18 protein-coding genes are annotated in these 21,786 nt (G+C 66.1%); 14 read left to right on the forward strand and 4 right to left on the reverse strand.

Going from position 1 to position 21,786, the window contains the following annotated elements:
- Positions 1–58: 58 nt before the first annotated feature.
- The 3 genes from F9K07_RS03625 to F9K07_RS03635 all read right to left on the reverse strand — a co-directional run bounded on the left by F9K07_RS03625 (position 59) and on the right by F9K07_RS03635 (position 3,413).
- Positions 59–1,402 carry an esterase/lipase family protein gene (locus F9K07_RS03625; protein WP_159589469.1) on the reverse strand — a complete coding sequence of 448 codons (1,344 nt, stop codon included), beginning with the start codon at positions 1,400–1,402 and terminating at the stop codon, positions 59–61.
- Positions 1,403–1,482: 80 nt separating this feature from the next.
- Positions 1,483–2,658: a pseudouridine synthase gene (locus F9K07_RS03630; protein ID WP_159589471.1), complete on the reverse strand. Its 1,176-nt coding sequence runs from the start codon at positions 2,656–2,658 to the stop codon at positions 1,483–1,485.
- Complete coding sequence (locus F9K07_RS03635; protein ID WP_159589473.1) at positions 2,655–3,413, reverse strand: Crp/Fnr family transcriptional regulator; 759 nt, start codon at positions 3,411–3,413, stop codon at positions 2,655–2,657. The genes F9K07_RS03630 and F9K07_RS03635 overlap by 4 nt, the downstream gene beginning before the upstream one ends.
- Positions 3,414–3,564: 151 nt before the next feature.
- Here F9K07_RS03635 and F9K07_RS03640 point away from each other — a divergent pair, with 151 nt between their 5' ends.
- The 9 genes from F9K07_RS03640 (at position 3,565) to F9K07_RS03680 (ending at position 14,644) form a co-directional block, all read left to right on the forward strand.
- The gene (locus F9K07_RS03640) at positions 3,565–5,511 is read left to right on the forward strand and encodes an AMP-dependent synthetase/ligase (RefSeq protein WP_159589475.1); all 1,947 of its coding nucleotides are present in this window, start codon (positions 3,565–3,567) and stop codon (positions 5,509–5,511) included.
- A gap of 112 nt (positions 5,512–5,623) precedes the next feature.
- Positions 5,624–6,433: an ABC transporter ATP-binding protein gene (locus tag F9K07_RS03645; RefSeq protein ID WP_159589477.1), complete on the forward strand. Its 810-nt coding sequence runs from the start codon at positions 5,624–5,626 to the stop codon at positions 6,431–6,433.
- Between the two features lie 15 nt (positions 6,434–6,448).
- Positions 6,449–7,378: a branched-chain amino acid ABC transporter permease gene (locus F9K07_RS03650; RefSeq protein ID WP_159589479.1), complete on the forward strand. Its 930-nt coding sequence runs from the start codon at positions 6,449–6,451 to the stop codon at positions 7,376–7,378.
- A gap of 81 nt (positions 7,379–7,459) precedes the next feature.
- Positions 7,460–8,536 carry a branched-chain amino acid ABC transporter permease gene (locus F9K07_RS03655; protein WP_159589481.1) on the forward strand — a complete coding sequence of 359 codons (1,077 nt, stop codon included), beginning with the start codon at positions 7,460–7,462 and terminating at the stop codon, positions 8,534–8,536.
- 88 nt (positions 8,537–8,624) lie between these two features.
- Complete coding sequence (locus F9K07_RS03660; protein ID WP_159589483.1) at positions 8,625–9,962, forward strand: ABC transporter substrate-binding protein; 1,338 nt, start codon at positions 8,625–8,627, stop codon at positions 9,960–9,962.
- An 83-nt stretch (positions 9,963–10,045) separates the two neighbouring features.
- Positions 10,046–10,855, forward strand: coding sequence for an ABC transporter ATP-binding protein (locus F9K07_RS03665; protein WP_159589485.1), 810 nt, complete (start codon positions 10,046–10,048; stop codon positions 10,853–10,855).
- A 125-nt stretch (positions 10,856–10,980) separates the two neighbouring features.
- Complete coding sequence (locus F9K07_RS03670) at positions 10,981–12,237, forward strand: phenylacetate--CoA ligase family protein (RefSeq protein WP_159589487.1); 1,257 nt, start codon at positions 10,981–10,983, stop codon at positions 12,235–12,237.
- A gap of 147 nt (positions 12,238–12,384) precedes the next feature.
- Positions 12,385–13,371, forward strand: coding sequence for a tripartite tricarboxylate transporter substrate-binding protein (locus F9K07_RS03675; RefSeq protein ID WP_159589489.1), 987 nt, complete (start codon positions 12,385–12,387; stop codon positions 13,369–13,371).
- 265 nt (positions 13,372–13,636) lie between these two features.
- A complete protein-coding gene (locus F9K07_RS03680) occupies positions 13,637–14,644 on the forward strand; it encodes a hypothetical protein (protein WP_159589491.1) in 1,008 nt (335 codons plus the stop codon).
- 109 nt (positions 14,645–14,753) lie between these two features.
- Here the strand turns inward: F9K07_RS03680 and F9K07_RS03685 are convergent, their stop codons facing one another.
- Positions 14,754–15,080, reverse strand: coding sequence for a DUF1840 domain-containing protein (locus tag F9K07_RS03685; RefSeq protein ID WP_159589493.1), 327 nt, complete (start codon positions 15,078–15,080; stop codon positions 14,754–14,756).
- Positions 15,081–15,235: 155 nt separating this feature from the next.
- Here F9K07_RS03685 and F9K07_RS03690 point away from each other — a divergent pair, with 155 nt between their 5' ends.
- The 5 genes from F9K07_RS03690 to F9K07_RS03710 are packed head-to-tail and all read left to right on the forward strand — an operon-like array spanning position 15,236 to position 21,782.
- The gene (locus F9K07_RS03690; protein ID WP_159589495.1) at positions 15,236–17,596 is read left to right on the forward strand and encodes a bifunctional salicylyl-CoA 5-hydroxylase/oxidoreductase; all 2,361 of its coding nucleotides are present in this window, start codon (positions 15,236–15,238) and stop codon (positions 17,594–17,596) included.
- Positions 17,593–18,093: a MarR family winged helix-turn-helix transcriptional regulator gene (locus tag F9K07_RS03695; protein WP_159589497.1), complete on the forward strand. Its 501-nt coding sequence runs from the start codon at positions 17,593–17,595 to the stop codon at positions 18,091–18,093. The genes F9K07_RS03690 and F9K07_RS03695 overlap by 4 nt, the downstream gene beginning before the upstream one ends.
- Positions 18,086–18,937: an enoyl-CoA hydratase family protein gene (locus F9K07_RS03700; RefSeq protein ID WP_159589499.1), complete on the forward strand. Its 852-nt coding sequence runs from the start codon at positions 18,086–18,088 to the stop codon at positions 18,935–18,937. Before F9K07_RS03695 ends, F9K07_RS03700 begins: the two co-directional genes overlap by 8 nt.
- Positions 18,938–18,942: 5 nt before the next feature.
- The gene (locus tag F9K07_RS03705) at positions 18,943–20,139 is read left to right on the forward strand and encodes an acyl-CoA dehydrogenase family protein (RefSeq protein ID WP_159589501.1); all 1,197 of its coding nucleotides are present in this window, start codon (positions 18,943–18,945) and stop codon (positions 20,137–20,139) included.
- Positions 20,136–21,782 carry an AMP-binding protein gene (locus tag F9K07_RS03710; RefSeq protein ID WP_159589503.1) on the forward strand — a complete coding sequence of 549 codons (1,647 nt, stop codon included), beginning with the start codon at positions 20,136–20,138 and terminating at the stop codon, positions 21,780–21,782. Before F9K07_RS03705 ends, F9K07_RS03710 begins: the two co-directional genes overlap by 4 nt.
- The last annotated feature ends 4 nt before the right edge of the window (positions 21,783–21,786 follow it).

Consider the following 21,786-nt stretch of genomic DNA (forward strand, 5'->3'; position numbering starts at 1 on the left):
AGGCGGAATTATGGGCGCCATGGCGGATTTCAAGCGCCGCGTCGGCCAGGCCCGCGTTTCAGTCTTCGAGCCTGTCCTTCGGCGGCGCCAGCCACCGCAGCAACTGCTGCGCGACCACGGGGCTGGAGAGCAGTTCCAGATGGCCCGTCCGGTAGGCGATGTACTGGCCGTCGCGCGCGAACACCAGTTGGCGTCGGGGGTCATCGTGCTGGCCCAATGCGCTGCGCAGCGACACCAGCCCGTCGCCATGGAGGCGCTCGGTCAGCAGGCCGCGCCGCGGTGCCAGGGTGGCCGCCACGGCGAAACAGGCCACCCCCTCGGGCAAGGGCAAGGGGTCGCGATGGTCTTCAAAACCGGGCCCCCCAGCGGCGCTGGGCGATGCCCCTTGGGGCGCTGCGTTGGCGCTCGGGGCTGCCGCCGACCCGAAGCGCTCGCGGCCCGCCCAGTCGGCGTCGCGCACATACCCATGGCGCAGGTCGGTGATGCCGGCGCTGCGCAGTTGGCCCAGGCGGGCGAAGGGCGCGGTGAACGGGGTGGCGGCGAGCAAGACATCAAGGCCATGGCCGGCGCGCTCCAGCGCAGCGCCCTGGTGTGGCGTGCCCAGGAAGACCATGTGCTTGAGCTGCGAGCGCCAGGCCATGCCGGTGCGCCCAGCCTCGTCACAGGCGGCGCGCGCTACCAGGCCCCCCATGCTGTGTCCGAGGAGGGTGATGGATTCCAGCGGCGCGGGCCAGTGCGCGGCCAGTCCTTCCAGGTACCTGGCGACATCGCGTCCGCTGGTGGAGGTGTGCAGGCCGGTGTTGTAGCGCACGTACACCGGTGTAGCGCCCAGTGCCTGCGCGAGGAACGCACCGTGGTCGTGGCCCTTGCGCAGCCATTGCGTGTCGTTCATGCAAAGGCCGTGCAACAGCACCAGCAGGTGGGGCGAGGCCTGGGCGAGCCGCTCTTGCAGCAGGGCTGGTCGGTCCAGCGGCAGGCGCTGGCCCTGGTAGCGCAGCTCCATAGGCTGGGCCAGCGGGTTGCCCGTTTCCTGCAGACGATCGCCCATCACGCCGTTGAGCGCGGCCAGCACGGCTTCTCGGGCGGGCGACGCGACGGGGTGCTGCGCCGGGTCGTCGACCAGGGGTAACAGCGAAGCCAGCGCACTGTCCAGCCCATGCCCCACGAACTGCGTGACACCGCGAATGCCCTGGTAGATCTGGCCGGTCAAGCCGCCGGTTCGTTGGGGCAAGGTGCCCGCTGGCAAGCCCAGGCGGCCGCGTACCGCCTGGTGCACGCCTTCTGCGATGCCGATCACTTCGGTCGCGGCCTGGGTGGTCAGTTGCAGCGCGGCCCTCAGGTCGCCGGGACGCACATGGCGCAGCAACGCGTCGCGGCCGGGCTTGGGTTTGGACGTGTCCATGGGACATTGTGGCTGCGCGACGCCGGCTTGTGTGTGACATGGCGTACGCGGCTTCGCGCCGCGCCATGCCTCGGCACGGGTCAGAAGCGTTCGTCGGCGGTCAGAAACCGCCATTGCCCGACCGGCAGATTGCCCAGCACCACCTGCCCGATGCGGATGCGCTTCAAGCCCACGACGTGCAAGCCCACCTGTTCGCACATTCGGCGGATCTGGCGCTTCTTGCCCTCGGTCAGTACAAAGCGCAGTTGTTCCGGGTTTTGCCAGTCGACCTGCGCGGGCTTGAGTGCTTGCTCGTCCAGCCGCAAGCCGTGGCGCAGCAGTGCGAGTTGCGCGGCCGGAAACACGGCCTGCACGTCTTGCGTGACCACACCCGCGCCCTGTGGGCCGTTGGGCGCGAAGTGCACGCGCACCAGGTATTCCTTCTCCACGCCGCTGGCTTCGCCGATCAGCGCACGCGCAACCCGGCCGTCTTGCGTGAGCACGAGCAAGCCGGTGGAGTCGATGTCGAGCCGGCCGGCGGGCGCCAGGTTGCGCGTGTGCTCGGGCGCAAAACGGCGGCCGTCGCCGGGCGTGCGCGCATCGCCGCGCCATTGGCTGGGCGCGCCGATCAGGGTGGCAGCGGCTTCGTGGCCGTCTTCGGGCTGGCCGCTCACGTAGCCCACGGGCTTGTGCAGCAGGATGGTGACCTGCCCGGCCTGCTGGTGGCGTGCCTGAGGCAGCACCTCCACGTGGGCGTCTGGCGGTACGGGCATGCCCATGACGGCCGGCGCGCCGTTGACGAGCACCCAGCCGCGCGAAATCCACTCGTCCGCTTCGCGGCGCGAGCACAGGCCGAGGTCGGCCATGCGTTTGTTGAGGCGGACTTCACCGCGCACGTTTCCGACGCGGGCCAGGTCGGGCCGGTGGGGTTGCTGCGGTGGGCGTGGTGCGGCGGAAGGCGTGCGTGGCACACGGTCTGCCGGGCCGTAGGCTGCATCCACACGGCGCGGTGGCCCGCCACGGTCGTCGCCGCGCGGCGCGGGAGAAAGACCAGAGCGAGGGCGCTCGGTGCGATCGCCGTCGGGGCGCCCTCGCGGGGCGCCGTAGCCCGATGAGGGCTCGCGCGGGGGTTTGGGCGCCGAGGCCGACACGCTCCTGGCGCGGGCTGGCGGCGGGGGGCGCACCGGTGCACGGCGCGGCGCAAAGGGGTCAGCGGGATTCTGCTTTTTCGCGGCACCCGGGTTCAGCTTGAGGGTGCGTGGTTTGTCGGTCGTCATGGGGGGATCATCCCAGCTTTGAGCGGCGCATCCAGCCCGCCGGTCCGCAGCGCCGCCAGATCGAGCACGCGCAAGCCCCCGTACTCCACGCGGATCCAACCCTTGGCGGCCAGCGTGGTCAGCGCCTCGTTGACCCGCTGGCGCGACAAGCCCACGAGGTAGGCCAGTTCCTGTTGCGTGATGCGCAACACGCCGCCCACGTTGGGCGAGAGCAGCGGGTGGAACAGCGCGGCGAGGTTGCGCGCCACGCGCAAGTCGGGGCTGTTGAGCCGGTCGATCTCGCGCGCGGCGATGAACTGGCCCAGCCGCTCGTTGAGCTGGTGCATCACGAAGCGGTTGAAGCCGATCGAATGGTCCAGCAACCAGTCGAACGTTTCCACGGGCAGACCCGCCACGCGGCTCTTGCGCAGCGCGAGGATGTTGTAGCGGTAGTGCTCGTGTTTGAGCACGGTGCCTTCGCCGAACCAGCCCCCGGGTGCCACACCGGTGAAAGTGATCACCGCCCCTTGCGAATCGTCGTTGCTCATCTTGAGCAAGCCGTCGACCAGGCCGAACCAATACGTCACCGGGCGGCCGAAGCGGCAGATGTGGTCGCCGGCTTCGGCGTCGCCCACTTTCAACGCGGCCACCGCTCGTTCGCGTTCGATGGTGGTGAGGCGCTCCAGCCAGGGAATCTCGGCCAGCTCGGCGTCGGTGGGCGCGCGTGCGCGGTCGTGCAGGAGGCGGCCGGTGTGGTGGGGCGTGAGGCGGCTCATGGATGGCAGACGCGGGATCCGGATAGGGGAAAGTCCTAGGAGGGATGACCCGAGATTGTCGTCGAACCGACAACATAACGTCAAATGAATCCCTACGATGCACCTCATAACGGAATGCTTCCCCGAATGGGACATCTCAATGGAGACATGCATGCAGCACACCTTCCCCCGGCTCCTGCTGGGCCATGCGCAAAGCCGGCCTCAGGGCGCGGCGATGCGCGAAAAGGAATACGGCATTTGGCAGACCACCACCTGGGCCGAGATGGCGCAGTTGGTCGAAGCCCTGGCGTGCGGTCTGCACCAGGCCGGCCTGCAGCGAGGTGAACACATGGTGGTGATCGGGGCCAACCGCCCGCGTCTGTACGCCACCATGCTGGCCGCGCAGTCGCTGGGCGCCATCCCCATCCCGCTGTACCAGGACGCGGTGGCCGCCGAATGCGTCTTCCCCATCAACAACGCCGAGGTGCGCTTCTGCGTGGTCGAAGACCAGGAGCAGGTCGACAAGATGCTGGAGATCCGTGAGCGCAGCCCGCAGCTGGCCCACATCTACTACGACGACCCGCGCGGCCTGCGCAACTACGACCAGCCCGGCCTGAGCGCGCTGGAATCGCTCATCGCCGCCGGCCGCGCCGAAGCCCTGGCCCATCCCCAGCTGTTTTCGCAGCAGGTCGAACTGGGCCGGCCCGACGACGTGGCCGCCATGTTTTTCACCAGCGGCACCACCGGCAACCCCAAGGGCGTGGTGCACAGCCACCACACGCTGATCAACCGCGCGCAGGTGGGCGCGGCGTTCGACAAGCTCACCCCGGCCGACGAAGTGCTGGCCTACCTGCCGCCGGCCTGGATCGGGCAGAACATCTTCTCGTACGCGCAGTGGCTCGTGGCGGGCTATGTCGTCAACTGCCCCGAGTCCGCCAGCACCGTCACCATCGACTTGAAGGAAGTCGGCCCCACCTACTACTTCGCGCCACCGCGCGTGTTCGAGGGCCTGCTCACCAGTGTGATGATCCGTATGGAGGACGCCGGTGCGATCAAGCGCAAGATGTTCCACGCCTGTATGGCGCTGGCGCGTCGCGTCGGCCCCGATCGCATGGATGGGAAGCCCATCGGTTTCCTCGACGCGCTCAAGTACCGACTGGGCGACTGGCTGGTGTATGGCCCGCTGCGCAACAACCTCGGCATGAGCCGCGTGCGCGTGGCCTACACCGCGGGCGAGGCCATCGGGCCGGACCTCTTCAGCTTCTACCGCAGCATCGGCATCAACCTCAAGCAGCTCTACGGATCGACCGAAACGGCGGTGTTCGTCTGCCTGCAACCCGACAACGAAGCGCGCGCCGACACAGTGGGCGTGCCGTGCGAAGGCGTGGAGATCAAGCTCAGCGAGAACGGCGAGATCCTGGTGAAGTCGCCCGGGTTGCTCAAGGGCTACTACAAGAACGACGCCGCCACCGCCGAGGTGCTCACCGCAGATGGCTGGTACCACACCAGCGATGCCGGCTTCATCGACGCCCATGGGCACCTGAAGATCATCGACCGCGTGAAGGATGTGGGCCGCATCAAGGGCGGCGAGCACGACGGCGCCATGTTCGCCCCCAAGTACGTGGAGAACAAGCTCAAGTTCTTCTCGTACATCAAGGAAGCTGTGGCCTATGGCGACCAGCGCGAGCGCGTGTGCGTCATGGTCAACATCGATTTCGACGCGGTGGGCAACTGGGCCGAGCGGCGCAACCTGCCCTACGCGGGCTACACCGACCTGGCGCAGAAACCCGAGGTGTACGAACTGATCCGCGAATGCGTGGAGAAGGTCAATGCCGACCTCAGTCGCGACGAGTTGCTCGCGGGCAGCCAGATCAGCCGCTTCCTGGTGCTGCACAAGGAACTGGACGCCGACGACGGCGAGTTGACCCGCACGAACAAGGTCCGCCGTGGCTTCATCGCCGAGAAGTACGACGCGTTGGTGGATGCCCTGTACAGCGACCGCAGCACGCAGTTCATCGAGACGCAGGTGAAGTTCGAGGATGGCCGCACCGGCTCGGTCAGCGCCACGCTGAAGATCGGCGATGCGAAGGTGTTCGCGCCTGTGAGGGCGGCGGCATGAACCTCACCCGGCTTGGGCTGAGCCACACCCCGTTCGGGCTGAGCCTGTCGAAGCCCTTCCATGCCCACATTGCAAAAACCCTTCCACAAGCTCAGGGTGAACGGAGATGGTCTTGAGTCAGAAAAAAATCGGCGACGTCATCCTGAACGTCCAGAACATCAGCCTGCGTTTCGGCGGCGTGAAGGCGCTGACCGACATCAGCTTCGACGTGCGCGAGCACGAGGTGCGCGCCATCATCGGCCCCAACGGCGCGGGCAAGAGCTCCATGCTCAACTGCATCAATGGCGTGTACCAGCCGCAGGACGGTTCGATCAGTTTCCGCGGCCAGACCTTCAAGCACATGAACAGCCGCCAGGTGGCGGAGATGGGCATCGCGCGCACCTTCCAGAACCTCGCGCTCTTCAAGGGCATGAGCGTGATCGACAACATCATGACCGGGCGCAACCTGCGCATCAAGAGCGGTCTGCTGGCGCAAGCGTTCCGCAACCCGTTCCCGGGCCTGAAGATTCTGGGCGGCGCGCAGAAGGAAGAAGAAACGCACCGCGAGTTCGTCGAACACATCATCGACTTCCTGGAAATTCAGGCACACCGAAAAACGCCGGTGGGCCAGTTGCCGTATGGCCTGCAGAAACGTGTGGACCTGGGCCGTGCGCTGGCCATGGAGCCCAAGGTGCTGCTGCTGGACGAACCGATGGCGGGCATGAACCTGGAAGAGAAGCAGGACATGAGCCGTTTCATCCTGGACGTGAACGACGAGTTCGGCACCACCATCGTGCTGATCGAGCACGACATGGGCGTGGTCATGGACATCTCCGACCGCGTGGTGGTGCTCGACTACGGCAGGAAGATCGGCGACGGCACGCCCGAAGAGGTGCGTGGCAACGAAGAAGTCATCAGCGCCTACCTCGGCACCAGCCACTGAACAGGAACACACACCATGGCGTTCTTTCTGGAAACTCTGTTTGGCGGCCTGATGGTCGGCATGCTGTATTCGCTCGTGGCACTGGGCTTCGTGTTGATCTTCAAGGCCTCGGGTGTCTTCAACTTTGCGCAGGGCGCTATGGTGCTGTTCGCCGCGCTGGCGATGGCGCGCTTCTCGGAGTGGATCCCGCAATGGACCGGCATCGAGAGCAAGGTGCTGGCCAACGTCGCGGCGTTTGTGCTGGCCGGTGCGCTCATGTTCGCCATGGCCTGGCTGATCGAGCGGCTGGTGCTGCGCCACCTGGTCAACCAGGAAGCCGCCACGCTGTTGATGGCCACGCTGGGCATCACCTACTTCATCGACGGTCTGGGCCAATCGATCTTCGGCAGCAACATCTACAAGATCGACATCGGCATGCCCAAGGACCCGGTGTTCGTGCTCGACTCGGTGTTCGAGGGCGGCCTGCTGCTGAACCAGGAAGACATCATCGCCGCCGCCATCGCCGCCGGGTTGGTGATCGTGCTCTCGCTGTTCTTCCAGAAAACCGCCACTGGCCGCGCCCTGCGTGCGGTGGCCGACGACCACCAGGCCGCGCAGTCCATCGGCATTCCGCTCAACCGCATCTGGGTCATCGTGTGGTGCGTGGCGGGTCTGGTGGCCCTGGTGGCCGGGATGATCTGGGGCTCCAAGCTGGGCGTGCAGTTCTCGCTCACCACGGTGGCTTTGCGCGCGCTGCCCGTCGTGATTCTGGGTGGCCTCACCTCGGTGCCCGGCGCCATCATCGGCGGCTTGATCATCGGCGTGGGTGAGAAGCTCTCCGAGGTCTATCTCGGGCCCTTCGTCGGCGGGGGCATCGAGATCTGGTTCGCCTATGTGCTGGCGCTGGTGTTCCTGCTGTTCCGACCGCAGGGGCTGTTCGGCGAAAAGATCATTGATCGCGTGTGACAACCGACCGAAAAATTTGCGGGTCAGACCACGATTTGCGCAGCAAATGTGCTCTGACCCCAACTGACTAAAAGGCCTTTCATGCTCTATCGCGAAAACGGTCAGTTCAAGACCTCCTACAGCGCCGACCAGCAGATCTTCCCGATCGCGCAAGACCGCTGGCTCGTCGGTGCCCTGATTGCGCTGGCCTTCGTGGCCGTGCCCCTGCTCGCCAGCGACTACCTGATGCGCGCCATCCTGATCCCGTTCCTGATCTTCTCGCTCGCGGCAGTGGGCGTGAACATCCTGGTGGGCTATTGCGGCCAGATCTCGCTCGGCTCGGGCGCCTTCATGGCCGTGGGGGCTTACGGCGCCTACAACTTCTTCGTGCGCCTGCCGGGCCTGCCGCTGATCCCCGCGCTCATCCTCGGGGGCCTCTGCGCCACGGCCTTCGGCATCCTGTTCGGCCTGCCGAGTTTGCGCGTGCGCGGCTTGTACCTGGCGGTGGCCACGCTGGCCGCGCAGTTCTTCGCCGACTGGATGTTCCTGCGCATCAAGTGGTTCACGATGGACACGCCTTCGGGCTCGGTGGCGGTGTCCAACCTGCAGGTGTTCGGCCTGCCGCTGGAGAGCGCCGCGAGCAAGTACCTGTTCTGCCTGGCGGTGCTGGCCGTGATCGCCCTGCTGGCCAAGAACCTGGTGCGCAGCGCGATCGGCCGCGAGTGGATGGCGATCCGCGACATGGACGTGGCCGCGGCCGTGATCGGCATCCGCCCGATGTACGCCAAGCTCAGCGCCTTCGCGGTGAGCAGCTTCATCATCGGCGTGGCCGGCGCGCTCTGGGCCTTTGTCTACCTGGGGGCGTGGGAGCCCTCGGCCTTCTCGGTCGACTACTCCTTCCGCCTGTTGTTCATGGTAATCATCGGCGGCCTGGGCTCCATCATGGGCAGCTTCTTCGGCGCGGCCTTCATCGTCGTGTTGCCGATCGCGCTGAGCCAGTTCCTGCCGGCCGTGGCCGGGCTGTTCGGCGTCGAGATTTCCACCACCGCGGTCTCGCATGCCGAGCTGATGATCTTCGGCGGCCTGATCGTGTGGTTCCTGATCGTCGAGCCCCATGGGCTGGCCAAGCTGTGGTCGATCGGCAAGCAGAAATTGCGGCTGTGGCCGTTCCCTCATTGAATATGAAGCACCCCCTGGTGCCGATCGCCTCGTTGTCCCTATCCCTGTGTTCCCCAAGCGTGTTCCTACTTTTACGAAGGAGACAGTCATGAAGTTTCGCAAGATCGTCCTCGCCACGGCTGTGGCGGTCACTGGTGCCAGTGCACTCGTGGCGGGCAGCGCCTGGGCGCAGGCCAAGGAACAGTACCTGCCGGTGCTGTCCTACCGCACCGGTGCCTACGCGCCCAATGGCACGCCCACGGCCAATGGCATCGTCGACTACTACAAGCTGGTCAATGCGCGCGGCGGCATCAACGGCGTCAAGCTGCTGGTGGAAGAGTGCGAGACCATGTACGACACCGCGCGCAGCGTGGAATGCTACGAACGCCTCAAGGGCAAGAACGGTGGCGCCGCGCTGATCCATCCTTGGTCCACTGGCGCCACCTTTGCGCTCACCGAAAAGGCGCCGGTCGACAAGATCCCACTCATCACCACCGGCTATGGCCGCAGCGAAAGCGCGGACGGCACGGTGTTCAAGTGGAACTTCCCGCTGCTGGGCACCTATTGGGTCGCGGCCGACGCCATCGTGCAGGCGATCGGTGCCAAGGAAGGTGGCATGGACAAGCTCAAGGGCAAGAAGATCGCCCTCGTGTACCACGACAGCCCGTTCGGCAAGGAGCCGATCCCGCTGTTGCAGGAGCGCGCCAAGATGCTCGGCTTCGACCTGCAGTTGCTGCCCGTGACCGCGCCCGGCGTGGAGCAGAAGGCCACCTGGCTGCAGATCCGCCAGGCGCGCCCGGACTACACCTTGCTGTGGGGCTGGGGCGTGATGAACTCCACCGCGCTGAAGGAAGCACAGGCCACCGGTTACCCGCGCGAGAAGATGTACGGCGTGTGGTGGTCGGGCGCCGAGCCGGACGTGAGGGACGTGGGGCAGGGTGCCAAAGGCTACAACGCCGTGACGCTGCAGCACGGCACCGACAAGAGCGCGCCGATCGTCAAGGAGATCCTGGCCAAGCTGCACGACAAGGGCCAGGGCACCGGCCCGCGCGACGAGGTGGGTGAGACCCTGTACCTGCGCGGCGTGGTCAGCGCCGCGATGGGGGTGGAAGGCATCCGCGCGGCGCAGGAGCGCTTTGGCAAAGGCAAGGTCATGACCGGCGAGCAGGTGCGCTGGGGCCTGGAAAACCTGAACCTCACGCAGGCCAAGCTGGACGCGCTGGGCTTCAAGGGTGTGCTGCGCGGCCCCATCAGCACCTCGTGCGCGGACCACGTCGGTTCGGGCGCGGCGCGCATCCACACCTGGGATGGCAGCAAGTGGGTGTTCTCGTCGGGCTGGATCGAGTCCGACCAGCAGATCATCAAGCCGATGGTGAGGAGCACCGCGTCGAAGTATGCGGCCGAGAAAAAACTCACCGCCCGTACGCCTGCTGACTGCCAGAGCTAAACCGAACCATGGCGGCTGGTTCGCCAGCCGCCATTCGCAAGGCTGGCGTGCCGCGCCTTGCGAATGGTCTCCAAGGAATCTCCATGAGCACACCCAACACCGTCCTCAACGTCAACGGCATCGAGGTCATCTACAACCACGTGATCCTCGTGCTCAAGGGCGTTTCGCTCAACGTGCCCGATGGCCAGATCGCCGCCATCCTGGGGGGCAACGGCGCGGGCAAGACGACCACGCTGCGCGCCATCTCCAACCTGCTCAAGGGCGAACGCGGCGAGGTCACCAAGGGCAGCATCGAGCTGCGCGGCGAACGCATCGAAAACCTCTCGCCCGCCGACCTGGTGCAGCGCGGCGTGGTGCAGGTGATGGAGGGGCGGCACTGCTTTGCCCACCTCACGATTGAGGAGAACCTGATGACCGGCTCCTACACGCGCAAGAGCAAGGCCGAGATCGCAGCCAACCTGGAGAAGGTCTACACCTATTTTCCGCGCCTGAAAACGCGGCGCACCAGCCAGGCCGCCTACACCTCGGGTGGCGAGCAGCAGATGTGCGCGATCGGCCGTGCGCTCATGACCAACCCCAGCGTGATGCTGCTCGACGAACCTTCGATGGGCCTGGCACCGCAGATCGTGGAGGAGGTGTTCGAGATCGTGAAGGACCTCAACCACAAGGAGAAGGTTACCTTCCTGCTGGCCGAGCAGAACACCAACATGGCGCTGAAGTACGCCGACTACGGCTACATCATGGAGAGCGGGCGCATCGTGATGGACGGCGCGGCCAGCGAGCTGCGCAACAACGAAGACGTCAAGGAGTTCTACCTCGGCATGGGCGGTGGCGAGCGCAAGAGCTTCAAGGACGTCAAGAGCTACAAGCGCAGGAAAAGGTGGCTCGCGTAGCGAGCACCCCCCGCGCCGCGCCTTTGGCGCGTCACCCCCCTTGAACGGGGGGCGATGCCTGAGGCCCGGCAAAGCCGGTTCCTCGGCATCTCTGGACAAAATTCCCTCACTCCTCCATCGCAGCCATGGCACAGACCGAATTCTTCGATGCGCTTGAAACCCGATCGCCCGATGAACGCGAAGCGGCTCATGTGGCCGCGTTGCCGGCGCAGATTGCCCACGCCAAAAAACACGCACCAGCCTTCGCCGAGTTGCTGGCGGATGTGGACCCGGCCACCATCACCTCGCGCGCGGCGCTCGCGCGCCTGCCGGTGATCCGCAAACACGAATTGCTGGAGCGTCAGACCGCACACCGCGCGCGCGATCCGTTCGGCGGTTTCTCCGCGCTGCGCTGGGGCCCCGGCATGGGCCGCGTGTTCGCCAGCCCGGGCCCGATCTACGAACCCGAAGGCGCCACGCGCGACTACTGGCGAGCGGCGCGCGCGCTCTACGCGGCAGGGTTCCGCGCGGGCGAGCTGGTGCACAACGCGTTCAGTTACCACATGACACCGGGCGCCTTCATCCTCGAATCCGGCGCTCAGGCGGTGGGCTGCACGGTGTTCCCCGCCGGCACCGGGCAGACCGAGCAGCAGCTGCAGGCCATCACCGAACTCAAGCCCCACGGGTACACCGGCACCCCCAGCTTTTTGCGCATCCTGCTGGAGAAGGCGGCCGAGGCTGGCGTGGACGTTTCCAGCATCCGCAAGGCGTCGGTCGGTGGAGAGGCCTGCCCCCCCAGCCTGACGGCGTGGTTCGCCGAGCGTGGCGTGGCGGTCTACCAGACCTATGCCACCGCCGACCTGGGGCTCGTGGCCTACGAGACCTCGGCGCGCGAAGGGCTGGTGGTCGAGGAGGGCGTTCTGGTCGAGATCGTGCGCCCTGGCACCCGCGAACCGGTGCCCGACGGTGAAGTGGGCGAGCTCGTGGTCACCAGCTTCAACCCGGCCTATCCGCTGGTGCGCTTTGGCACTGGCGATCTCTCGGCCATCCTGCCCGGTACCTGCCCCACGGGCCGCACCGCTCCGCGCATCAAGGGCTGGATGGGCCGCGCCGACCAGACCACCAAGGTGCGCGGCATGTTCGTGCATCCCTCGCAGGTGGCCGACATCGTGCGCCACTTTCCGCAGGTGGCCAAGGCGCGCCTGGTGGTGAGTGGTGAAATGGCCAACGACCAGATGTGCCTGCGCGTGGAAGTTCCGGCGTCGGGCAACGCGGAGCTGCAACAACAGCTGGAGGCCGCGGTGCGCGAGGTGACCAAGCTGCGCGCGCAAGTGGAGCTGGTCGCGCCCGGAGCCTTGCCCAACGATGGCAAGGTGATCGAGGACGCACGTTCTTACCGATAAGTCCACAGGCCCGCCAAGTCCCCGACCCGCGGCGCTTCGTACATCGGGCGCACCAGGGTTTTCCCCGGTGGGGTCTTAGGTACTTTCCGCGATTCCTGCCATCGACACCCGGCCTACGATCCCAGGCCTAAACCTCAAGGAGCTCTCATGAAAAAACTGTTTGCACTGGCGGCCCTCACGGCTGTCGTTTCGTCGAGCGCCTTTGCGCAGGCTTATCCCAGCAAGCCCATCACCATCGTGGTGCCTTTCGCACCCGGTCCCACCGACACCGTGGCACGCCACCTGGCGGACGCGCTGCGCAAGGCGCTGGGGCCGAACACCACCATCGTGGTGGAAAACGCCGCTGGCGCGGGCGGCACCATCGGTGCGGGCAAGGTGGCGCGTGCCGCGCCGGATGGCTACACCTTGCTGGTGTTCCACATTGGCATGGCCAGCACGCCGTCGCTGTACCGCAAGCTGTCCTACAAGCCGCTGGAAGATTTCGAGTACCTGGGCATGATCAACGACGTGCCCATGACCGTGATCGGTTCGAGCAAGCTCAACGCCAACACCTACCGCGACTTCGAGTCCTACATCCGTGCCAACAGCGGCAAGCTCAACCTCGCCCATGCCGGCCTGGGTTCGGCGTCACACATCTGCGGCCTGATGTGGCAGTCGGCCATGAAGCTGGACAAGTCCATCACGAGCATCGCCTACAAGGGCACGGGCCCGGCCATGGCCGACCTGCTCGGAGGCCAGGTAGACATGATGTGCGACCAGACCACCAACACCACGGCCCAGATCGAGGCCGGGCGGGTGAAGGCCTTCGCGGTCACCACGGCCAAGCGCCTGGACAAGCACAAGCTGCTCAAGGACTACCCGACGCTGCAGGAAATGGGTCTGAAGGACTTCAATCTGACCATCTGGCACGGCCTGTACGCCCCCAAGGGCACGCCGCCGGACATCCAGAAGAAGCTCAACGATGCGCTGAAAGTGGCGCTGAAAGATCCGGAGTTCATCAAGCGCGAAGAAGACCTGGGCGCCATCGTGGTCACCGACAACCGCATCACGCCTCAGGGTCACAAGGCCTTTGTGGCCAATGAAATCACCAAGCTCAAGACGGTGATCGACGCCGCGGGCCAGTTCGCGGATTGATCCCACCACCTTTTCGCGCCCGCCAGGCCGCCTTCGGGCGGCCTTTTTCATGGTGCGCACGGCTGGTCCAGTGCGCGGCGCGGAGATTCCCGGCGGGAACCTCTTGCTAGAGGCGATTACTCGTGAGTCGTCTTCGCGAGGCTGTGTGCGTTCATTTTCAAGCTGGAATGGCACGCCCTTCGCGTTGTCACTCTGGCGGAATCCGCTGCATCTCAATTTTCCTCATCCACGCTGGCCTGTGCCACCCATTGAGAGTGAGTTTCAAATGAAAATTCTTTCAAGTAAATATGATCCTGATTTGGTTTGGACCCTCACCGTCAAGGCTGTGGACACCCTGAAGGTGGGTATTGGCGAAGCCAGCACACTCCAGCTGGTGGGGAGTCGGTCGAACGGTTATGCCAAGACGGTGTTCATCCCCGCGAAAGTGGACGCCAAGAAAAAGCTTGTCTCTGCAGAGGAGGCTGAGGCGCGAAAAAGTTTGTACCAAAGGCAGATGGCAAACCTTCATCGCGACACCCTTGTGGCGGAGTTGATCCAATGGACGGTAGGGGGGAACATTGGCAAGACAGTCCATGCCCACCTCAAAGCTATTGTTAAGCAGAGAGTGAACGTTGACGACATGAATTGGAAGATGGGGACGACGCCAAACGTGCAACTGAGCCGCGCCGAGCAAGAGGCGAAGTACGACGAGAATCTTACGGTGGCCAAGGTGGCCCTGGAAAACCTTGAGCTCGTGATCGCGAATCAGGAAAGCATGGGTTTGGTTCTGTCGGACGAGGAGCAGACCGTTGCCAATAGACTCCGGCTCGGCCTCACGCGGAGCATTGCAGAAAATGCCCGCCCCGTCTCGCTGCAACCGAAACCGACGAGTACGCAACCGCCGCGGCCGCGAACGCAGAGGCCAGGTGAGGTAGTTTGGACAATTGACACAGACCCGACAGACCCGACCGCTCAGACCGCACAGGGGAAGCTTGTCGTGCAGCCGCCACCCATGAGTGCGAGAGAGGCGACCTCCACCGACGCCGGGGCTCTGCGCCCTGCGCGAACCGATCTCGATCGTGCGCTGGAGGATTTGCAAGCCAACGAGTCAGAGCAGCGCGTCTTGAGGCGCCAAGGCAATAGCGCTGAGAACCGTGACGCGATGGATAAGTTGAAGGTGGCGCATAGCGGTTTGAGAGAGCAGTACGAGCGGCTTCTCGCACGCTCCGCCAATGTGAACACCACCACTACTACCACGACGCTCAGTGCGTCCACCACCCTCAAAGACGTCTGAAAAAAGGTGTGCCTGTTCAGCGCGCTGGAGCTCAGGAGCCCGCTGCGTCGCACACCAGGCTTGAGCCGCCAGCCCAGGCCCTACAGAGGACGTCTGGAGGTCTGCTGGTTCACACGCCCCAGACAATGTCCACGTTGGCCTTCTCGCAGCGCTCCAGCATTTCGATGAACGGCGTGCTGCGCATGCGCAGGCTCACCGCCTCGAATTCCGGCGGCAATTCACCCCGTTGAGCCGCCTCTTCCTTCAGGCGCTTCTGCCGCGCCTCGTCGGACGCCACCGCCGCGTGAATGGCCGCGATGGCCGCGGGCATCTGGCCCGGCTGAATGACACCGGGCCCCGATGGATCCTTGCCCAGGATCTCGAGCATGCGCTTGCCATGGGCCTCCAGCATGACGAGGTCACCCGTTTCTCGGGACTTGAATCGGAAGATGGACATGTGTGCCTCCTGTGACATTGCGGACCATTCTGCACCAAAGCGCCGACGTGTCTGGTGGCTCGCGCACAGACCGATTCGGCGTGCGGCAGCCCCTGCCGTCTGCTTACGGGTTTACCCGGTTGGACTTGCATAATTTAAATCTAAACTAATTAAGCATGAACACCCAACCGTCCCCCCTGCAACGCATCCTGTGCATCGGCGGGGGGCCTGCGGGCCTGTACTTCGCCTTGTTGATGAAGCGGCGCGACCCGTCTTTGCAGGTCACGGTGGTGGAGCGCAACCGCCCCTTCGACACGTTCGGCTGGGGCGTGGTGCTGTCGGACCAGACCTTGGCCAACCTGGAGCAGGCCGACCCCGAATCGGCCGCGTTGATCGGCGAGGCCTTCAACCACTGGGACGACATCGAGGTGTTCTTCAAGGGGGGCCGCGTGCGCTCCGGCGGCCATGGCTTCTGCGGCATTGGCCGCAAGAAGCTGCTCAACATCCTGCAGGAACGTTGCCTCGCACTCGGTGTTGAGCTGGTGTTCGAAACCGACGTCACGGACGACCAGGCCCTGGCCGCGCAGACCAACGCCGATCTCGTGATCGCCAGCGATGGCCTCAACAGCCGCATCCGCACGCGCTACGCCGAGACCTTCAAGCCCGACATCGACACGCGCCAATGCCGCTTCGTCTGGCTCGGCACCAAGAAGACCTTCGACGCCTTCACCTTCGCCTTCGTGCAGACCGAGCACGGCTGGTTCCAGGCCCACGCCTATCAGTTCGACGCTGATACCTCCACCTTCATCGTCGAAACGCCCGAAGCGGTGTGGCAGGCGCACGGCATCGACCAGATGAGCCAGGAAGAGGGCGTGGCCTTCTGCGAGAAGCTGTTCGCGCCCTACCTCGATGGCCATGCGCTCATCAGCAACGCCACGCACCTGCGCGGCTCTGCGATCTGGATCCGCTTCCCGCGCGTGATCTGCCATACCTGGGTGCATCGGCAAGATATCGCCGGTCGCTCCGTACCGATCGTGCTCATGGGCGACGCCGCGCACACCGCGCACTTCTCCATCGGCAGCGGTACCAAGCTGGCGCTGGAAGATGCGATCGATCTGGCCGATGAATTCTCGCGCCACGCGAACGCCGACGTGGCCGAAGTGCTGCAAGGCTACGAGGCCCGCCGCAGCGTGGAGGTGCTCAAGATCCAGAACGCCGCGCGCAACTCCACGGAGTGGTTCGAGAACGTCGAGCGTTACACCGGCATGGAGGTCGAGCAATTCGCCTACTCGCTGCTCACGCGCAGCCAGCGCATCAGCCACGAGAACCTGCGCCTGCGCGATGCGAAGTGGCTCGAGGGGTACGAGGCCTGGCTGCAAGCCCAGGTCCAACCAGGCGCTCTGGTGAAGAAGCACCCCACGCCACCCATGCTCCTGCCGCTCACCGTGCGCGGCCTCACGCTGAAGAACCGCATCGTCGTCTCGCCCATGGCGCAGTACAGCGCGGTCGATGGCGTGGTGGGCGACTACCACCTGGTGCACCTGGGCGCGCGCGCCATGGGGGGTGCTGCCTTGGTGATGGTGGAGATGACCAGCCCCACGCCCGAAGGCCGCATCACGCCCGGCTGCCCGGGCTTGTGGAACGGTGTGCAACAGGCCGGCATGCAGCGCATCGTCGATTTCGTGCACGGTCACAGCAGCGCCAGGATCGGCCTGCAGCTGGGCCACAGCGGCGCCAAGGGCTCTACGCAGCTCGGCTGGGAGCAGATCGACGAACCCCTGGCCAGTGGTAACTGGCCGCTGCTCTCGGCCAGCGACGTGCCGTACGGGGCGCAGAACCAGACGCCGCGCGCCATGACGCGCGCCGACATGGACGCGATGACCGCCGCCTTCGTCGCCGCCACACTGCGCGCGGCCGACGCCGGCTTCGACTGGCTCGAACTCCACTGTGCCCACGGCTATCTGCTCTCGGCCTTCATCTCGCCGCTGACCAACCGGCGCACCGACGAATACGGTGGCCCGCTGGCCCACCGCTGCCGCTACCCGCTGGAGGTGTTCGCCGCCATGCGCGCCGCGTGGCCCTCGGGCAAGCCCATGAGCGTGCGCATCTCCGCGCACGACTGGGCACCGGGCGGCATCACGCCGGACGATGCGGTGGAAATCGCGCGCCTGTTCAAGGCCGCGGATTGCGACGTGGTCGACGTCTCTTCCGGCCAGACCACGCGCGAAGCCAGGCCGGTCTACGGCCGCATGTACCAGACCCCCTTTGCCGACCGCGTGCGCAACGAGGCCGGCATTCTCACCATGGCCGTGGGCGCGATCACCGAAGCCGACCACGCCAACAGCATCATCGCCGCCGGCCGCGCCGACCTCTGCGCCGTGGCGCGCGCGCACCTGGCCGACCCCGCCTGGACCTTGCACGAAGCCGCGAAGCTGCAGTCCCGCGCCATCGACTGGCCACGCCCCTACGAAAGCGGGCGCGACCAGCTCTACCGCGAGATCGCTCGCCAGCAAGCCCTCAACGCGAACACACCATGAACGACGAATTTCCGCTCGACCTGGAAGCCCGTGCCCACAGCGAGCACGCGCACGAGCTGCGCCTGTGGCTGCGGCTGCTGACCTGCTCGCAACTGATCGAAAAACGCGTGCGCACCGGCCTGCGCGAACAGTTCGACACCACGCTGCCGCGCTTCGATCTCATGGCCCAACTCGAACGCCATCCCGATGGCCTGAAGATGAAGGAGCTCTCGCACCGGCTCATGGTCACCGGCGGCAACGTCACCGGCATCACCGACCAGCTGGTGAACGAAGGCCTGGTCGAGCGCGTGGGGGTGGACGGCGATCGGCGTGTCTTTCGAGTGCGCCTCACGGAGCGCGGCCGCACCGCCTTTGCCGACATGGCGCGCCAGCACGAGGATTGGATCGTTGAAGCCTTCGAAGGGCTCAGTGCGCGCGACCTTGACAGCCTGCACCGCCTGCTGGGCAAGGTGAAGCGGCACCAACTTCAACTCCAACTGAACGAGCAGAATGCATAACATCCCCGACCACAACCCCATGCGCGGCCAATACGGCCCCGTTGCCGCGCACGCGCCCGCCCACTTCGCGCTCAGCGTGCACGAGGGCGTGGCCACCGTCACGCTCAACCGGCCCGAGCGCAAGAACCCGCTCACCTTCGACTCGTATGCCGAGCTGCGCGACTGGTTCCTGGGCTTGCAGAAGGCCACCGACATACGGGCCGTGGTGCTGACCGGCGCGGGAGACAACTTCTGCTCGGGCGGCGACGTGCACGAAATCATCGGCCCGCTCACGAAGATGAGCATGCCCGAGCTGCTGGCCTTCACCCGCATGACGGGTGCGCTGGTCAGCGCCATGCGCGCCTGCCCGCAACCCATCGTGGCGGCCATCGACGGGGTGTGTGCCGGCGCGGGGGCGATGATGGCGCTGGCGTCCGACATGCGCCTGGGCACGCCGGCCACGAACACGGCCTTCCTGTTTACCCGCGTGGGCCTGGCCGGTGCCGACATGGGCGCGTGTGCGCTGTTGCCGCGCATGATCGGCCAAGGGCGTGCCAGCGAGTTGCTGTTCACCGGCCGCGCGATGAACGCCACCGAAGGCCATGCCTGGGGTTTCTTCAACGCGCTGCACGACAGTGCCGCGCTGCTGCCCGCCGCCCATAAGCTCGCCGCTCAACTCGCGCAAGGCCCGACCTTCGCGCACGGCATGACCAAGACCATGCTGCACCAGGAGTGGGCCATGACGCTGGACCAGGCCATCGAAGCCGAAGCGCAGGCACAGGCCATCTGCATGCAGACACAGGACTTCAAGCGCGCGTACGAAGCCTTCGCCGCGAAGCAGCGCCCGCAGTTCGAGGGAGATTGAACACCATGGTCGCCTTCGAACACGCTCACGGCATGCATCCACCCCAGGCGCAGTGGGAGCTGCCTTTCTTCGAGGCGCACCACGGCGAAACCGCGCAGCGCCTGGCCGACTGGGCCATGTTCCAGCGCGTGGACGAGACCGACGACCGCGCCGCCTGCAAGGACTGGGTGAAACGCCTGGGGCACGACGGCTGGTTGCGCTACTGCGTACCCGCCGCGCACGGTGGCGCATTGCCCGCGCTCGACTCGCGCTCGCTCGTCGTGCTGCGCGAGACCCTGGCGTTTCACTCGCCGTTGGCCGATTTCGCCTTCGCCATGCAAGGCCTGGGCAGCGGCGCGATCACGCTTGCCGGCACACCCGCGCAACAGGCCGCTTACCTGCCGGCCGTGGCCAGCGGCGAGAAGATCGCGGCCTTCGCACTCAGCGAGCCCGATGCCGGCTCCGACGTCGCCGCGATGGCCACGCGCGCGGTGCCGAGCGAACAGGGCTGGACGCTCGACGGCTGCAAGACCTGGATCAGCAACGGCGACCTGGCCGACTTCTACGTGGTGTTCGCCAAGACCGATCCGCAGGCCGGTTCGCGTGGCATCAGCGCCTTCATCGTCGACGCGCCACAAGCCGGTCTGGACAGCCGCGAGCACATCCACGTGATGGCGCCGCACCCCCTGGCCACGTTGCGCTTCGACGCTTGCGCGGTGGGCGAGAGCGCACTGCTGGGCCCGCTGCACGGTGGCTTCAAGCTCGCCATGCAGACGCTGGACATCTTCCGCGCATCGGTGGCTGCCGCCGCACTCGGCATGGCGCGGCGCGCCTTTGCCGAGGCGGTGGCGCACGCGAAGCAGCGCAAGATGTTCGGCCAGACGCTGGCCGACTTCCAGCTCACGCAGGCCCGGCTGGGCGAGATGAGCGCGCTCATCGATGCCGCTGCTTTGCTGACCTACCGCGCCGCGTGGCAGCGCGACCGCAGCGCCACGCAGGGCGCGGGCACGGCGGCGTATACCACCGCCGCCGCCAGCGCCAAGCTCACCGCGACCGAAAACGCGCAGCGCGTGATCGACATGGCGCTGCAGATGTTTGGCGGGCGCGGTGTGCAGGTGGGGCAGAAAGTTGAAAGCCTGTACCGCGACATCCGCTCGCTGCGCATCTACGAAGGTGCGAGCGAAGTGCAACTGCTCATTCTTGGAAAGGCGGCATTGAGATGACGATCGCCATCCCCTCCGCGCAGCCCGACCATTTCGTACACGACCATCTGCCGCCGCCCGAGCAGTGGCCCGAGCTGCGCTTTGACCGGCCCGAGCTGCAACTGCCCGCACAACTCAACGTGGTGCGGGCCTTGTTCGACCGGGCCGTGGCCGCAGGCCATGCCGATCGACCGCTGTTTCGCAGCGACGAACGCACGCTGAGCTACGCGCAGGCGCGCGACGAGGTGAACCGCATCGCCAACGTGCTCACGCTCGACCTGGCGCTGGTCCCGGGCAACCGCGTGCTGCTGCGCGGCGGCAATTCGATCGCCATGGCGCTGGCCTGGTTGGCCACGGTGCAGGCCGGCCTGGTTGCGGTGGCGAGCATGCCCTTGCTGCGCGCCAAGGAGCTCGGCGCCATCATTGCCAAGGCACAGCCGTCGGCGGCGTTGTGCGACGCCAAACTGCAGGACGAGCTCAAGGCGGCCATCGCAGCCGACCCCCATTGCCATGGCATGCCGCTGCTGCCGTTCAATGCCGCAGGCGCCGCGCATTCGCTGGAGACGCTGGCGCAGCGCCAGAGCGAACGTGGCACGCCGTGCCCCACGGCGGCCACCGACATCGCCATGCTCGCCTTCACCTCCGGCACCACCGGCGCGCCCAAGGCCGCCGTGCACACCCACCGCGACGTGCTGGCCGCCTGCGAGACCTGGCCGCGCCACGTGCTGCGCGCGACGCCCGATGACATCGTCGTCGGCTCGCCGCCGCTGGCCTTCACCTTCGGACTGGGCGGCCTGCTGGTGTTCCCCATGTGGGCTGGTGCCTCGGTGTACTTCCCGTCGATTCCTTACACGCCCGAGGCGATGGTGCGGCTCATTGCCCAAGTGGGTGCCACCATCTGCTACACCGCGCCCACCTTCTACCGCCAGATGGCGCCATTCGCGAAGCAGCACGGCATCGGCCGGCTGCGCATCAGCGTGAGCGCGGGCGAAGGCTTGCCCGATGCCACGCGCCAACTCTGGAAAGAAGCCAGCGGGCTGGAGATGACCGACGGCATCGGCGCCACCGAGATGTTCCACATCTTCATTTCGTCGCCACCCGAAGCGGTTCGGCGCGGCGCGATCGGGCGGGTGGTGCCCGGTTACGAAGCGCGCGTGGTGGACGACGATGGACAGCCCCTGCCGATCGGCGAGGTGGGCAAACTCGCGGTGATCGGCCCGACGGGCTGCAAGTACCTGGACGAACCGCGCCAGACGAACTACGTGAAGAACGGCTGGAACTACCCCGGCGACGCGTTCCGACAGGACGCCGATGGTTACTTCTTCTACCAGGCGCGCACCGACGACATGATCATCACCGCCGGCTACAACGTGGCCGGCCCCGAGGTGGAAGCCACGCTGCTGCAGCACCCGGCCGTGGCCGAGTGCGGCGTGGTCGGCAAGCCCGACGACGAGCGCGGCCAGATCGTGATGGCCTATGTCGTGCTCAAGCCCGGCGAGGTGGCGGACGCGGCACAGGTGAAGGCGCTGCAAGACCATGTGAAGCACCACATGGCGCCCTACAAGTACCCACGCGAAGTGGTCTTCGTGGCCCAACTGCCGCGCACCGAAACCGGCAAACTGCAGCGCTTCGCGCTGCGCCAGCAAGCCACACAGAAGGTCTGACACC

Source organism: Hydrogenophaga sp. BPS33 (assembly GCF_009859475.1).
Lineage (GTDB): Bacteria > Pseudomonadota > Gammaproteobacteria > Burkholderiales > Burkholderiaceae_C > Hydrogenophaga.

What these genes read in the sequence shown, in the direction of transcription:
- F9K07_RS03705 (WP_159589501.1), top strand. Translation starts at nt 18,943, where the DNA reads ATGGTCGCCTTCGAACACGCTCACGGCATGCATCCACCCCAGGCGCAG.
- F9K07_RS03675 (WP_159589489.1), top strand. Translation starts at nt 12,385, where the DNA reads ATGAAAAAACTGTTTGCACTGGCGGCCCTCACGGCTGTCGTTTCGTCG.
- F9K07_RS03670 (WP_159589487.1), top strand. Translation starts at nt 10,981, where the DNA reads ATGGCACAGACCGAATTCTTCGATGCGCTTGAAACCCGATCGCCCGAT.
- F9K07_RS03665 (WP_159589485.1), top strand. Translation starts at nt 10,046, where the DNA reads ATGAGCACACCCAACACCGTCCTCAACGTCAACGGCATCGAGGTCATC.
- F9K07_RS03710 (WP_159589503.1), top strand. Translation starts at nt 20,136, where the DNA reads ATGACGATCGCCATCCCCTCCGCGCAGCCCGACCATTTCGTACACGAC.
- F9K07_RS03690 (WP_159589495.1), top strand. Translation starts at nt 15,236, where the DNA reads ATGAACACCCAACCGTCCCCCCTGCAACGCATCCTGTGCATCGGCGGG.
- F9K07_RS03650 (WP_159589479.1), top strand. Translation starts at nt 6,449, where the DNA reads ATGGCGTTCTTTCTGGAAACTCTGTTTGGCGGCCTGATGGTCGGCATG.
- F9K07_RS03655 (WP_159589481.1), top strand. Translation starts at nt 7,460, where the DNA reads ATGCTCTATCGCGAAAACGGTCAGTTCAAGACCTCCTACAGCGCCGAC.
- F9K07_RS03640 (WP_159589475.1), top strand. Translation starts at nt 3,565, where the DNA reads ATGCAGCACACCTTCCCCCGGCTCCTGCTGGGCCATGCGCAAAGCCGG.
- F9K07_RS03680 (WP_159589491.1), top strand. Translation starts at nt 13,637, where the DNA reads ATGAAAATTCTTTCAAGTAAATATGATCCTGATTTGGTTTGGACCCTC.
- F9K07_RS03625 (WP_159589469.1), bottom strand. Translation starts at nt 1,402, where the DNA reads ATGGACACGTCCAAACCCAAGCCCGGCCGCGACGCGTTGCTGCGCCAT.
- F9K07_RS03630 (WP_159589471.1), bottom strand. Translation starts at nt 2,658, where the DNA reads ATGACGACCGACAAACCACGCACCCTCAAGCTGAACCCGGGTGCCGCG.
- F9K07_RS03700 (WP_159589499.1), top strand. Translation starts at nt 18,086, where the DNA reads ATGCATAACATCCCCGACCACAACCCCATGCGCGGCCAATACGGCCCC.
- F9K07_RS03695 (WP_159589497.1), top strand. Translation starts at nt 17,593, where the DNA reads ATGAACGACGAATTTCCGCTCGACCTGGAAGCCCGTGCCCACAGCGAG.
- F9K07_RS03635 (WP_159589473.1), bottom strand. Translation starts at nt 3,413, where the DNA reads ATGAGCCGCCTCACGCCCCACCACACCGGCCGCCTCCTGCACGACCGC.
- F9K07_RS03660 (WP_159589483.1), top strand. Translation starts at nt 8,625, where the DNA reads ATGAAGTTTCGCAAGATCGTCCTCGCCACGGCTGTGGCGGTCACTGGT.
- F9K07_RS03685 (WP_159589493.1), bottom strand. Translation starts at nt 15,080, where the DNA reads ATGTCCATCTTCCGATTCAAGTCCCGAGAAACGGGTGACCTCGTCATG.